Origin of the sequence: Synechococcus sp. Lug-A, assembly GCF_024345655.1 — a bacterium.
Lineage (GTDB): Bacteria > Cyanobacteriota > Cyanobacteriia > PCC-6307 > Cyanobiaceae > MW101C3.
This window is the reverse complement of record NZ_JAGQBN010000025.1, coordinates 16,174-28,772: the sequence shown is the minus strand read 5'-3', so window position 1 is coordinate 28,772 and position 12,599 is coordinate 16,174. Positions and strand designations below refer to the sequence as shown.

Below are 12,599 nucleotides of genomic sequence, written 5' to 3'. Positions count from 1 at the left end.
CCCTCGACGGCGCCGCCCTGCCGGCGGCGCTCGATGAGGCGCGCGCCGCCCTGGCCGCCGCCCTGGGCTGAGCGGGCAACTAGAAATGCATCGAGCCGCTTCCTGCTCTTTCCCAAGGCGCTGAGGTAGCGGCGCTCCTGATCCGACCGCATGGCCTCGCCTCAAAGGCCTTCATCCGACCCAGACGCCCGCTTCTGAATGGCAGCTCTGTCTCAGGGGCGATCGGCCGCTCCACCTTCTGGTCCATCGGCAGTTCCACTGCGTTCGCCCACTGTTGCTTGGCCGCGGCCCGCTTCAGCACGGTCTGCGGCTGCATCCCCGGCAGCCGCTTCCGGGCGTTCCGCGGTGAAGCCCAGCGTGGTGAAGAGCTGCTGCATCGCGCGCAGCAACTGGTTCTGCTGGGCCAGCCGGCTTGCCTGCTCCAGCCCCTCCAGCTCGGCCCGGCGGCCGCTCACCAGTTGTGCCAGGCGCTCCATCAGCTCTGGGTTGTCCTGCAGCAGCGGACCGATGTGCTCGCGGTTCACCTCCAGCAGCAGGCATTCCTCCTGAGCCTGCACCGTGGCGCTGCGCGTGCTGTCGGTGAGCATCGCCATTTCGCCGAACAGGGCGCCCGCCTCCAGGTTGGCCACGTGAATCGGCGCTTCCCCAGGTTTTTGCTTCCACACATCCACACTCCCCTTCACCACCTGATACATCGCCCCACCCCGATCCCCTTCGCGCACGATCACCTCTGCCGCGGCATAGCGCACGCAGCGGATGTGGCTGGCGAGGCGATCAATCTCTTCCTCATTGAGTGCTTTGAACAGTGGATTGAGTCCCAGCAGGCGCCTGCGCTCCGCCTCGGCGCTGCTCACCGGCTGGCTCGTCTTCCCCTGCGGAGCCTGGCGTCGCAGCTCGCGCACGGGATAGGGAATGCTCTGCCCTGCGCGCTCGAGCCGGTACCAGATCTGTTCGAGCAGATCGCTCCGCAGCGACAGCTGAGCGGCCAGACCACCGGGAGCCTGATACACCACGATGTCGTAGAGAATCGCGCTGTCGGCGAACTCCTTCACCCACACGATCGGCTCCGGCTCCGCCAGCACGCGCGGATGCTGACGCACGCTCTCCAGCAGCAGCTGCCTGGCCTGGGTGGTGGGGAAGGCGTAATCGAGGCCGATGCTGAAACGGTTGCCCATGAAGCCGAAGGCGCCATGGTTGCGCACCACCTCGGAGGTGATCTTGGTGTTGGGAACGATCACCAGGGTGCCGGTGAGATCCCGCAGGCAGGTGTCCCGCCAGTTGATCTCCACGATCACGCCGGCGGTGCCATCTTCGAGCCAGACGAAATCCCCTTGCTGGAAGTGCTCATCGAGCTGCAGTTCCAGGCCGGCGAACAGATCCTTGAGCGGTTCCTGGGCCGCCAGGCCGATCATGGCGGTGAGCACGGCCGAGGTGGTCACCAGGCCGAGCAGGTCGAAGCGGGCCAGTTCCTTGAACACCACCACGGTGGCCACCGTGCCGCTGGTCAGCATCAGCAGCTGCAGCAGGATTTCCGGTGGCCGGTTCCACAGCTTCAGGGCCGCCGGCACCTCCAGGCCCACCCACAGCAGCAGCCGGATCGCGGCATAGATCAACACCAGCTCATCGAGCAGGGCGAACCAGGGCCGGTATCCCAGCGGCATCACCAGCGGCGACAGCGAGCGGCTGATCGCCCACACCACAGTGGCCACCGCCGGCAGCTGCAGGGGAAATGCCGGCCAGCGCCCCGCTCTGCAGAGATTGCGGGCCAACAGCAGCAGGGCCAGGCTGCTGAGGGCGATCAGCCACACCTGCAGCGGATGCATGGGGAGAGGGCGGTGGCGGAGGGTGCAGCCCCGCGAGGAGAGGGCCTGCCGGCAGCACCCTAGGGGTCATGCCGACGGGGAACCACGAAGATCTGACCCTATGCGTCTGGAGGCGGCAAACAGCCGTTCAGGCCCCAAGCTTCAGAGGGGCGTGACCGCCCTGCCCCACTGAAAGCCCTGCGATGCGTCGCGCCCTCCCCGCTCTCACCACCGCTGCCTGCCTGCTGCCGGCCTGCCTGTTACTGGCGCGGCCGGCCCTGGCGCAGGCACAGCCGCTTCGCTGCGACGGCACCACGCTGGAGGTGCGGGGCAGCGCCGAGCTGAAGCGGGCTGCCGACCGCTTGCGCTTCTCCCTGGAGCTGCAGGCCGAAGCTCCCGGCAACGACGCCGCCCTGGCGCAGCTCCAGACGCGGCTGGCGGCCGTGCGCACCGCCCTGCAGGCGTTGCAGGTGAGCGAGCTGGAGGTCACTTCGCCCACCACCTGGTCACGGCCGGCCACCAAGCAGCAGCCAGCCGCGATCCAGGCCCGGCTGCAGGTGAGTGGCGAGCTCGCCCCGGCCCGGCTGCAGGCGCTGATCCGCCAGGTGGGCGGGCTGCCGGGGGTGCAGCTGGCCCCGGTGAGCACCCAGCCGTCGGCGGGCGGTGATGCGGCCGCCCGGCGCCAGCTGCTCAAGGGGGCCTACCAGGACGCCCTCACCCAGGCGCGGGATCTGGCTGACGCGATCGGCCTGCGCACGGTCACCCCCTTGGGCGTGGTGCTCGAAGGCGGCATGCGCCCCATGCTGATGAAGGCCGTTGCCGCCGAGAGCGTGGGCTTTGATCCGGCCGAACTGCCCGGACCCGTGGATCGGCTGGCGCTGCAGGCCACCTTCTGCGCCCGTTGAACGTGCCAGGGTCTGCGCTTGCTGAGCCGTCTGAAGGGCGTGCCGTCATGCTGATTTTCTGTAGCGATGACGGAGCCAGCCATGCTGTCGGGCCTTGCGCACAGCCTCTCGGGTCTGGAGCTGTTTCTGTTGCTGGCGATGGGGCACTTCGTCGGTGATTTCGCCCTCCAGAGCGATCGCATGGCAGTGGAGAAATGCAGGGGCCGCGATCACACCCTCCCCTGGTCGTGGTGGCTCACCGCCCACGCCGGCGTCCATGGCTTTCTGGTCACCCTCCTCACTGGAATCGTCTGGCTGGGTGTGGCCGAGTGGCTGGTGCATGCCCTGATCGACTGGGGGAAATGCGCGGGCTACTACAGGCTTGGCCTCGACCAGACCCTTCACTTGCTCTGCAAGTTGCTCTGGGCGTTCAGCGCCGTGCATATCGCTGCCAGGTTGGCGCTCTCCTGAACCGGCCAGTGCCTGATTCGCTGCGAGACAGCGCAGCCGGCCGCAACACGCGCAGGCGCTGGTGGAAATCCTGCCCATCGACTCAGATCCCGATCGGGTCGCCGTGCTCCTGCGCTCCGGGGTGCCTCGCACCGACGCCGAGGCCTTCCTCAAGCCCGAGCAGCTCGATGACGTCGACATCGAGCGCTACCTCAGCCCTGCCGCCTCCTGCTGAGCCGGTGGTTCAGCGGGCCTGCAGATAGGTGGTCTGCCGCAGGCTGGTTTCCAGGTGATCCATCAGGCGGCGGGCATCGCCGATGCCCAGCTGCCCCTGGGCGATCGCCGTCTCGCTGGCCATGCGCAGCCGCTCCAGCAGCAGCTGGGGGTCGTGCTCCATCGCCTGCAGCACCTCGGCATTGGTGTCGCCGCGCACCACGTGATCCACCCGGTAGCCGCCGCCGGGCGCCAGGCGGATGTGCACGGCATCGGTGCTGCCGAACAGGTTGTGCAGGTTGCCCATCACCTCCTGGTAGGCACCGGCCAGGAACAGGCCGATCCAGTAGGGCTCACCGGGCCGCAGCGGGTGCAGTTCCAGCAGGGTCTTCACCTGGCCCCGGTCGATGAAGCGGGCCAGCTTGCCGTCGGAATCGCAGGTGAGATCGGCGAAGCTGCCCAGCCGGCCCGGCCGCTCGTCCAGCCGTTGCAGCGGCATCACGGGGAACAGCTGATCGATCGCCCAGGTGTCAGGCGCCGAGCGGAACACCGAGAGGTTGGCGTAATAGGTGGAGGCCAGGGCCGCCGGCAGGGTGCGCAGCTCCTGGGGAATCGGCGTTTCAGGCGGCAGCAGGGCCAGCCGTTCGGCGATCGCCTGGCAGCAGGCCCAGGTGAGCTGCTCGGCCAGGCCCCGCTCCGGCAGGCCCAGGTAGCCGAGGCGAAAAGCCGCCATCGCGTCGTCCTTGAACTTGAGGGCATCGTTCCAGGCCTCCTGCAACCGCTCCAGGGCCAGGGCGATCGCCGCGGGGTCCGCGGCCGCCACCGCCTCGATCCCCGCATGGGTGTCACGCAGGTTGCGCAGGATCAGGGCCTCCTCGCCGCTGGCCGCCGGCACGGCGCCGGGAAGGCCGCTGGCCCCCAGCACGTCGAACACCAACACCGAGAAGTGGCTGGCGAGGGCCCGGCCGCTCTCGCTCACCAGCGTCGGCACGGCGATGCCCGCGCTGTCGCAGCACTCCCGCACGGTGGCCACCACGTCGTTGGCGTAGTTCTGCAGCGAGTAGTTCTTGGAGGCGGCCGTGGCGGTACGGCTGCCGTCGTAGTCGACGCCCAGGCCGCCGCCCACATCCAGGTAGCCCATCGGTGCCCCCAGCCGGGTGAGCGCGGCATAGATCTGCCCCGCCTCCTGGAGGGCGTCCTTGAGCACGGCGATGTCGTTGATCTGGCTGCCCACGTGGAAGTGCAGCAGGCGCAGCTCGCCCAGCAGGCCGGCGGCGCGCAGGGCCTCCACCGTGGCCAGCAGGTCGGGCACCGACAGGCCGAACTTGGCCTTCTCGCCCACCGAACTGCCCCAGCGGCCGGTGCTGCGGGTGGCCAGCTTGGCGCGGATACCGATCAGCGGCGCCGCCCCCAGGTCGCGGCTGGCGCTGATGATCCGCTCCACCTCATCGGCCTGCTCGATCACCACCACCGGCTGCCGGCCGAGCCGCCGGGCCAGGATCGCCGTCTCGATGTAGCGCTGATCCTTGTAGCCGTTGCAGATCAGCAGCGCCTGGGGATCGTTCACCAGCGAGAGCGCGATCAGCAGCTCCGCCTTGCTGCCGGCCTCCAGGCCGAAATGCCACTGCCGGCCGCTTTCCACCAGCTGCTCCACCACGTGGCGCTGCTGGTTGCACTTCACCGGAAACACGCCCTGATAGCGGCCGGCATAGTCGTACTGGGCGATGGCGCGCTCGAAGGCGCCGTGCAGCCGCTCGAGGCGGTCCTCGAGGATGTCGTCGAAGCGGATCAGCAGCGGCAGGCTGAGGTTGCGCCCCCGCAGCTCCTGCACCAGCTCCACCAGATCGAGCGAGCCGCCGCGCTCGCCGCGGGGCTGCACGATCACGTGGCCGCGAGCGCTCACCGTGAAATAGGGATCCCCCCAGGCCTCCAGGCCGTACAGGCGGCTGCTGTCGGCCACGCTCCAGGCCAGGCCCGACGGAGCGGCGGCAACGGTTTCAGCAGGCATGGGCACGGGGCTGGAAAGAAGCGGCCCAAGGCAGCTTAGTCAGCGGAAACAGGCCAGGTTCAGGGCGACGCAGGCGTCAGCTCCCAGCCGAGGACGCGGCCACGCCCCCCGTCCCGGGCGCCTCCTCTGCCCACCACCCGCTGCAGGCCGAGCGCCGGCCCCGCCGGGGCTCGGTACCTCAGCAGAAACAGGTCCAGCCGATGGCATGGCGCCTGCCCGCATCGAGGTTGCTTGCCAAGCGGCAGCCCCAGCGCGGACGATGGCCCCATTCCCCAGAGCAACTGCCATGGCCACCGAACGCACCTTCCTCGCGATCAAACCGGACGGGGTGCAGCGCGGGCTGGTGGGCGAGATCCTGGGGCGCTTCGAGCGCAAGGGCTTCAAGCTGGTGGGCCTCAAGCAGCTGGTGCCCAGCCGGGAACTGGCAGAGAGCCATTACGGCGTGCACCGGGAACGGCCCTTCTTCGCCGGCCTGGTGGCCTTCATCACCAGCGGCCCTGTGGTGGCGATGGTATGGGAGGGCGATGGTGTGATCGCCAGTGCCCGCAAGTTGATCGGCGCCACCAAGCCCCTGGAGGCGGAGCCGGGCACGATCCGCGGCGATCTGGCCGTGAACATCGGCCGCAACGTGATTCATGGCTCTGATGCGGCGGAAACCGCCGATTTCGAGATTGGCCTCTGGTTCGAAGCCTCCGAGCTCAGCGATTGGACCCCGGCTGATCAGGTGTGGCGCGTCGAGCCCTGAGCCTTCATCCTGAGGGCCGTAACAGCGAGCTTGATGCCGCGCTCCGCCAGCCTGGCTTACGCCGCAGTTGTTCTCACCGGTGTGTCGCTGGTGGCGGTGTTAGGCCTTTCCGGCGGGGCCCCGGCCACCGTGCAATTGCCCCGGGTGATCGATGTGGCGGAGCGACCCGCCTTCATCAAGCCTCCCGGCCGAAGGGAGCAGAAGGCCAACGCGGGCCAGGTGCTGACGTCCCGCACGGAGATCCGCACCCAGCGCCCGGGTCGGATGCAGGTGCAGCTGGCGGATGGCAGCAGTTTCCGCCTCGGCGGTGATGCCCTGCTGCGGCTCGATCCGGGCGGCCCCTCCCTGAAGCGCGGCCAGATCATTGCCTGGATCGATCCGGACGGGACCCGCCTCCTTCCCCTCAGGGTTCGCACCCGGGTGGGAACGGCCTCGATTCAGGGCACCACGGTGTTCATCGAGGATTTTCCCAGCGAAGTTCATTTTCTGAGCTGGGAAGGAACCGTGCAGGTGAGCGCCAGCGATGGCCGCCGCTTCACTCTCAATAGTGGAGAGATCCTCACCGCCACCACCACAGGCACTTGGGTGGGCCCCCGCCGGCTCAGCGTTGAGGAGGCGCGCGTGCGCCGCCGCACCAGTGTGCTGATGAATGGCTTCTCCGCCCCGATGGCAACCCTGCCGGTGATCGAGCGCGAGCTAGGCCTCGACCGTTGAGGCTGCTCGGGCCGGGTCGGTGGCGGAGGCTCTGGTGGCTCGCCTTGGCCTTGCCCCTGCTGGCTGGGCTGGATCATGAGCCGGTCACACCCGCAGGCCAGGCCCTGCAGCTGGCCGATGGCCAGATCGCCGCGCTCTGGTTCCGGTTGCGCGGCACCCGCTCGGCTCCTCCGGATCCAGTGCTGCTGGCCATCGATGCTGAATCGCTCCAACTCGCGGCCCTGCTCAGGCCGGCCGACCGGGCTGCGTCGCCGCTGTGGCGGGAGATGGGCCCCTGGCCCTGGCGAAGGGCCCTGCAGGCGCAGGTGATCGCCAGGGTGCTGGAGCAGGGGGCGGCCAGAGTGCTCGTCAACATTGAATACAGCCAGCCCAGCCCGTTCGGGCCGGCCGATGACGCGGCCTTCCAGGCGGCTCTGGCGCCCTGGCGCGAACGGGTGCATCTGGCCGTCCGCTACGGGCGCAGTGAACGGCAGGGAGTGGCGCAGGTGGTCCTGGCAAAGCCGCTGCATGGCCTCGGGGCACCCGGGCTGACGATCCTGCTCCAGTCCCCGCAGGGGATGGCGGAGGCTGTGCCGGGGCAGGCCTGGCTCGACCAGCACCTGGCCGGTTTCCCGCTGCCCCACCCGCGCCCGATGGCCTTTCTGGTCAACGACCGGCCGCTGCCTCGGGCCCCGATGGGCCTGAATTACATCGGCCCCTCCGGCAGCCTGGCTCGGGTGCCCGCCTGGCAGGTGCTTGACACTCCCCCCGGCTTCTGGCGCGGCCGCACGGTGCTGTTCGGCGCCACCACCCCGGAGTTGGGGGATCAGCAGGAAACTCCCTTCGGTCCCCAGAGCGGCACCGAGGTGCTGGGAGTGGCGATCGCCAACGCCCTGTCAGGCCAGGGGCTGCACACGCTCCCATTGCCGATTGAGGCGGGGCTGCTGCTGTTCTGGGGGATCGGCGCCTGGTGGTGGCTCAGCCGCAGCAGCTCCGCTGGTCACACCCTGCTGATCACGTTGGTGATGATCGCGATGGCGCTGCTGGCCGGCTGGGGGCTCTGGGCAGGAGCGCTGCTGCGGTTGCCCCTGGCTGCCCTGCTGCTGGCCACGGTGGCGGGAGGGGGACTACTGGCGGTGGGGCAGGTGCTGGTGGAGGGCCGCGAACGGGCCTACCTCCACCAGTTGCTGTCGCGGCGTGTCTCGCCCGCCCTGCTGCACGACATCCTTCGCAACCCCGGGCCGATCTGGACCCAGGTCGGCGGCAGCCGCGCCCGCTGCGTGGTGCTGTTCAGCGATCTGGTGGGGTTCACCTCGCTGAGTGTCGACATGCCCGCCACCGAGCTCTTCACCCTGCTCAACCGCTACTTCGAGGTGATGGCCAGCGCCGTGCTGGCGGAGCAGGGCCTGCTCGACAAGTTCATTGGTGATGCGGTGATGGCGGAATTCGGCGTGCCCCGCAGCCGCGGCGATCGCGAGGAGGCCCGCGCGGCGGTGCGGGCGGCGCTGGCGATGCAGAGCGGCCTGCAGGCGCTCAACCGGGAGCTGGCGGCGGTGGGCCGGCAGCCGCTGCGCCATGGCATCGGTCTGCACGTGGGCGAGGTGACCGCCGGCAATCTCGGCGCGGCCCAGCGGCTGGAGTTCACCGTGGTGGGGGCCACCGTCAACGTGGCCAGCCGGCTGGAGGGGCTCACCCGCCGCTATCCCGAGCAGCCGATCCTGATCAGTGGGGAGCTGCTGGCCCTGCTGCCCGGTGAGCTGGATGTGGTGCCTCTGGGGGCGCACACGCTCAAGGGCTGGCCCCAGCCGCTCGAGGTCTTCGGCCTGCGGGGTGTGTGCGGGCGGATAAACGGTCCAGAATGTTTGGATGGCCCTTTTCCGTTGCCTGATCCGGGCGCGGGAGATTGACGGCGCCGTTCGCTTCGTCTGATTCAGGATTCGCCATGCCCGCTCTTGCTGCTTCCGCCGGTGATCTCCTGGCCGCTCGGCTGAGCCTGAATGCTCTGCTGCGCCCAGCCGCCCTGCTGAGCCTGGCGGCTGGGGCGGGTCTGGCTCTGTCTAGCTCCCCTGTGCGCGCCAACGAGAAGGCAACGGTGCGGGAGATTCTTGATGGCAAGGAGCTCTACATCGACGACCGTCAGGCAAAGGTGAAGCAGACGGCCATCTCGCCGCAGGAGATCAGCACGAAGAACAGCCGCGCCCAGCTCGGTTTCGCCTCCGGCGCCGCCGGACGGCTCAACCGCTTCTCCCAGCTGCGGCTTGGCAGCACCTGCTTCCTGCTCAGCAAGGGCCAGGTGCTCGTCTCCGGCCCGCAGAGCGGCTGCACCCGCTCCTCACGGCTGAGCGTGCGCGGCACCAACTATGTGCTTCAGGTCGACGACGACGGCATCGCAGAGCTCTCGGTGCTGGAGGGCTCTGTGGAGGTGGAAGCGCTCCGGGATGGCACGCCGACCGGCGCCGCACCCACCACCGTGAACGCGGGTGAACGCCTGCGCCTCTCGCCCGCCGGTGTGGTGCTCGCCCTGTTGCGGCTCACCAGCGGTGATTACGGCTCCCTGATCAACGGACCACTCTTTCAGGGCTTCACCACACCCCTGCCGGCGATCGGGTCACTCGAGAGCTACATCCGCTCGTACGTGCCCGGGGTGTCGCTGCCCTCCGCGCCAGTGTCGGTCCCGTCGATTCCGAGTTTCGGTCTGCCGCGGTTGTTCTAGTGGGGATCCGGCCGGCTGCCGCGACTGCCCGCCCCACCATGCCGGCCGGCACCGCTAGGCCGGCCGGCATGGTGGGGCGATGAAGCTGAGCACCCGGCGGCTGCCGTTGCTGTCGCTGGCGCTCGTGCTGGCGGTGGGGGCCTTGGGGGGGTGGCCACCGGGCCGCTGGCGCGCCTGGGAGCGCTCGATCGAGCAACAGCTGGTGCTGTGGCGCGGTCCGCGCCAGCCACCGGCGGCGGTGGTGGTGGTGGCGATCGATGACGCCACCCTGCAGCAGGGTGGCTGGTTCGTGAGCCAGAACCGCGCCACCATTCCCCCCTGGGCCCGCGGCATCGGCACCCTGCCCTGGCCCCGCACCGCCTATGGCCTGTTGGCCGAGCGGCTTTTGGAGGCAGGCGCGGCCGGTGTGGCGATCAATGTGGTGTTCGCCGGCCCCAGCAGCCAGGGGACCAGCGACGACCGGGCCATGAACCGCCTGCTGGAGAAGCAGCGCGGGCGCGTGGCACTCGCGGCGGAGATGCTCGAACCGCAGGACCCCGAAGCAGGCAGCGGCCTCACCCTGGTGCGCCCGGAAGCCTTCATGGCTGCGATCGGCGGCCCCGCCCAGCTTGGGCTCACCAATGTTCTGCCCCAGCAGGAGGGGGCGCCGGCCTTCCACCCCGAGGCCTACGGCCGCGGCCTGCTGCCGGCCAATGGGGTGGAGCCGTTTCCCTCTTTGGCCGGCACCGCGCTTCGGCTGCTGGGGCGGCCGAGCCTGCAACCCGACCAGCACCGCGCCCTCAACGTCTACGGCCCGGAAGGCACCTTCCTGCGCCTTTCCGCCTGGGAGGTGCTGGACCCGGAGCGCTGGCGCCGCCATCCTCGCCGCGCTGCCGTGCAGGGCGCCCTGGTGCTGGTGGGGCCGGTGGTGTCGCAAGGGGAAGGAGGCAATGCCACCCCGTTCGGCAACCTGTCGGGGTTGGAGCTGCTGGCTACCGCCACGGCCAACTCCCTGCAGGGCGATGGGCTGGCTCCGTGGCCGGAAGCCCCCCTGGCCCGGGCGTTGCTGGCGGCCTTGCCGGTGCTGCTGGTGGCGCTGGCGGCGTTGCGGGTGGCGGCGCTGCGCTGGCGGCTCCTGGCCCTGGGTGTGGTGCTGGTGGTGCAGCTGACGGCGGGGGCGGTGCTGCTCGCCCGCGCTCACCGCTGGCTGCCGCTGCTGGCACCGGTGAGCGGCCTGGTGCTGCTGGGCCTGCTCTACGGCGGCGACGCCTACCTGCGCGAGGAGCGGGAACGGCGGCGCCTGAGGCGCACCTTCGAGCGCTACGTGGCTCCCAGTGTGGTGGCCGAGATCCTGGCCGATCCGGCGGCGGCCGATGGCATGCTGCGCGGCCGGCTGCGGCCGGTCACCGTGCTGTTCTCCGACCTCAAGGGCTTCACCCAGCTCACCCGCCTGCGCAGCAGCAACGGCGAGATCGAGCTGCATGTCCAGCAGCTCAACCGCTACCTCGGCGCCATGGTGGAGGTGATCACCGCCCACGGCGGCACCATCGACAAGTTCATCGGTGATGCGGTGATGGCGGTGTTCGGCGCTCCGCTCAGCCGGGGCCAGCAGGCAGAGGCTCTGGCCGCGCTGCGCTGTGCCACCGCCATGAAGGCCGCACTGGCGCAGCTCAACGCCCGCTGGGCCGAAGAGGGCCTGCCGCCCTTCGCCAGCGGCATCGGCCTCGCCAGCGGCGCGGTGATCGTGGGCCAGATCGGCAGCCCCCAGCGGCTCGAATTCACCGTGATCGGCGACACGGTCAACCTGGCCAGCCGCCTGGAGGGGCTCACCCGCCAAGTGGACGCCGGCCTGTTGTTCGATCAGGCCACCGCCGATCTGGTGGCGGAGGTGCTGCCGGTCCAGGGGCTGGGGGAACGGCCGGTGAAGGGGATGGAGGCGCTGCCGATCTACACCCTCGGCCCGGCGGTGCGGCCTGCGGAAGTCGGCGGCTGATCTGCGCGGCCACCCGCAAAAGCCCGGTCCCAGCGGAAGGGGGCCAGCAGTTCCGGCACCGCGGTGGAGCCCAGCAGAAGCGGCACCAGCAGCTCGGCGGTGATCGCGGCCAGCAGCACGCCGTTGCGGTAGTGGCCGGTGGCCAGCCACACCCCCTCGATCGGGCCGGCCCCCAGCAAAGGCGCCTCGTCCGGGGTGCCGGGCCGGAACCCCCACCAGCGCTCCATCGGCGGCCAGCCGGCGGCGGCCGGCAGCAGGGCGGCCAGGTTGTCCTCAAGCTGGCGCTGCCCCTGGGGGGTGAGCCCGTCCGCGAAGCCGGCCTGCGGCTCGGCGGTGGCCCCCACCACCACCAGGCCGTCGTCACGCGGCACCAGGTAGGTCCCGGGGCCGAACACCACCCGCCGCAGCGCCTGGCGCGGTCCCTGCAGCGACAGCATCTGCCCCTTGACTGGATGGACCGGAAGCGCGGGCAGCAGGTCGGCGCTCCAGGCGCCGCAGGCCAGCACCGCCTGCTGGCAGGCCAGGCGCCGCTCCTCCCCGTCGGCGCCCCGCAGTCGCACGCCGGTGAGGCGGCGATCGTGCAGCAGTTCCAGCACCTCGGCACCCTCCTCGAAGGCCACACCCCGCTCCACGCAGGCGCGCTCCAGGGCCCGCATCAGCTGGCGGCGGTTGTCGATCTGGCCGTCCTGGGCGAACAACAGGCCGGCCTGGAAGCTGGGTCCGATGCCGGGCACCTCCGCCTCCAGCCGCGTGCGATCGAGCGCTTCCCCCAGCGCGGCCGTTGGGTAGGTGTCGCGCTCACCGACGGAACGGAAGGGCACCACGATGCCGCAGGCACGCAGGCCGCAGCGCAGGCCGCTGTCGGCTTCGATCTGGGCCACCCAGGTCGGAATTTGCTCCAGGCTGGCCTGGCCGAGGGCGAGCAGCGGGCCGCTGAGTCCCTCGGCATGGGGGGCGAGCATGCCGGCGGCCACGAAGCCGGCCGCCTCGCTGCGCCGGCGGCTGAGCACCTTCACCGCCAGACCCCGACGGGCACATTGATGGGCGACGGCCAGGCCGATCAGGCCACCGCCGAGGATCAGGAGTGGGTCGCTGGCCGCTGCCGGCATGGCTGGGCGG

General features: G+C 70.3%; 11 protein-coding genes. 8 read left to right on the top strand and 3 right to left on the bottom strand.

What is annotated here, in order from left to right:
* Positions 1 to 212: 212 nt before the first annotated feature.
* Positions 213 to 1,823, bottom strand: a complete 1,611-nt coding sequence (locus tag KBY86_RS14445) for a mechanosensitive ion channel family protein (protein WP_255141634.1) — start codon at positions 1,821 to 1,823, stop codon at positions 213 to 215.
* 182 nt (positions 1,824 to 2,005) lie between these two features.
* Here KBY86_RS14445 and KBY86_RS14440 point away from each other — a divergent pair, with 182 nt between their 5' ends.
* The 3 genes from KBY86_RS14440 (at position 2,006) to KBY86_RS14430 (ending at position 3,371) form a co-directional block, all read left to right on the top strand.
* Positions 2,006 to 2,707: an SIMPL domain-containing protein gene (locus KBY86_RS14440; protein ID WP_094512149.1), complete on the top strand. Its 702-nt coding sequence runs from the start codon at positions 2,006 to 2,008 to the stop codon at positions 2,705 to 2,707.
* A gap of 66 nt (positions 2,708 to 2,773) precedes the next feature.
* Positions 2,774 to 3,157 (top strand): DUF3307 domain-containing protein, encoded by a 384-nt coding sequence (locus KBY86_RS14435; RefSeq protein ID WP_315855871.1) that lies wholly within the window; start codon positions 2,774 to 2,776, stop codon positions 3,155 to 3,157.
* A 61-nt stretch (positions 3,158 to 3,218) separates the two neighbouring features.
* Entirely contained in the window at positions 3,219 to 3,371 is a 153-nt protein-coding gene (locus KBY86_RS14430; protein WP_255141633.1) for a hypothetical protein, read from the top strand.
* Between the two features lie 9 nt (positions 3,372 to 3,380).
* On the opposite strand, the gene speA is transcribed toward KBY86_RS14430, so the two are convergent.
* Positions 3,381 to 5,357 carry a biosynthetic arginine decarboxylase gene (gene speA, locus KBY86_RS14425; protein WP_255141632.1) on the bottom strand — a complete coding sequence of 659 codons (1,977 nt, stop codon included), beginning with the start codon at positions 5,355 to 5,357 and terminating at the stop codon, positions 3,381 to 3,383.
* Positions 5,358 to 5,643: 286 nt separating this feature from the next.
* On the opposite strand from speA, the gene ndk reads away from it, so the two are divergent.
* From ndk to KBY86_RS14400, 5 genes are all read left to right on the top strand, one after another.
* Positions 5,644 to 6,102, top strand: coding sequence for a nucleoside-diphosphate kinase (gene ndk / locus KBY86_RS14420; RefSeq protein ID WP_094512141.1), 459 nt, complete (start codon positions 5,644 to 5,646; stop codon positions 6,100 to 6,102).
* A 33-nt stretch (positions 6,103 to 6,135) separates the two neighbouring features.
* A complete protein-coding gene (locus KBY86_RS14415) occupies positions 6,136 to 6,816 on the top strand; it encodes a FecR family protein (RefSeq protein WP_255141631.1) in 681 nt (226 codons plus the stop codon).
* A gap of 50 nt (positions 6,817 to 6,866) precedes the next feature.
* Positions 6,867 to 8,702 carry an adenylate/guanylate cyclase domain-containing protein gene (locus tag KBY86_RS14410; RefSeq protein WP_255141630.1) on the top strand — a complete coding sequence of 612 codons (1,836 nt, stop codon included), beginning with the start codon at positions 6,867 to 6,869 and terminating at the stop codon, positions 8,700 to 8,702.
* 35 nt (positions 8,703 to 8,737) lie between these two features.
* Positions 8,738 to 9,508: a FecR domain-containing protein gene (locus tag KBY86_RS14405; protein WP_255141629.1), complete on the top strand. Its 771-nt coding sequence runs from the start codon at positions 8,738 to 8,740 to the stop codon at positions 9,506 to 9,508.
* 79 nt (positions 9,509 to 9,587) lie between these two features.
* Entirely contained in the window at positions 9,588 to 11,480 is a 1,893-nt protein-coding gene (locus KBY86_RS14400; RefSeq protein WP_255141628.1) for an adenylate/guanylate cyclase domain-containing protein, read from the top strand.
* Here KBY86_RS14400 and thiO read toward each other — a convergent pair.
* The gene (gene thiO / locus KBY86_RS14395; RefSeq protein ID WP_094512125.1) at positions 11,435 to 12,589 is read right to left on the bottom strand and encodes a glycine oxidase ThiO; all 1,155 of its coding nucleotides are present in this window, start codon (positions 12,587 to 12,589) and stop codon (positions 11,435 to 11,437) included. The genes KBY86_RS14400 and thiO overlap by 46 nt on opposite strands.
* Positions 12,590 to 12,599: the final 10 nt, after the last annotated feature.

Coding starts and splice junctions, on each gene's coding strand:
- KBY86_RS14445 (WP_255141634.1), bottom strand. CDS start 1,823: ATGCATCCGCTGCAGGTGTGGCTGATCGCCCTCAGCAGCCTGGCCCTG.
- KBY86_RS14440 (WP_094512149.1), top strand. CDS start 2,006: ATGCGTCGCGCCCTCCCCGCTCTCACCACCGCTGCCTGCCTGCTGCCG.
- KBY86_RS14435 (WP_315855871.1), top strand. CDS start 2,774: ATGACGGAGCCAGCCATGCTGTCGGGCCTTGCGCACAGCCTCTCGGGT.
- speA (WP_255141632.1), bottom strand. CDS start 5,357: ATGCCTGCTGAAACCGTTGCCGCCGCTCCGTCGGGCCTGGCCTGGAGC.
- ndk (WP_094512141.1), top strand. CDS start 5,644: ATGGCCACCGAACGCACCTTCCTCGCGATCAAACCGGACGGGGTGCAG.
- KBY86_RS14415 (WP_255141631.1), top strand. CDS start 6,136: ATGCCGCGCTCCGCCAGCCTGGCTTACGCCGCAGTTGTTCTCACCGGT.
- KBY86_RS14405 (WP_255141629.1), top strand. CDS start 8,738: ATGCCCGCTCTTGCTGCTTCCGCCGGTGATCTCCTGGCCGCTCGGCTG.
- KBY86_RS14400 (WP_255141628.1), top strand. CDS start 9,588: ATGAAGCTGAGCACCCGGCGGCTGCCGTTGCTGTCGCTGGCGCTCGTG.
- thiO (WP_094512125.1), bottom strand. CDS start 12,589: ATGCCGGCAGCGGCCAGCGACCCACTCCTGATCCTCGGCGGTGGCCTG.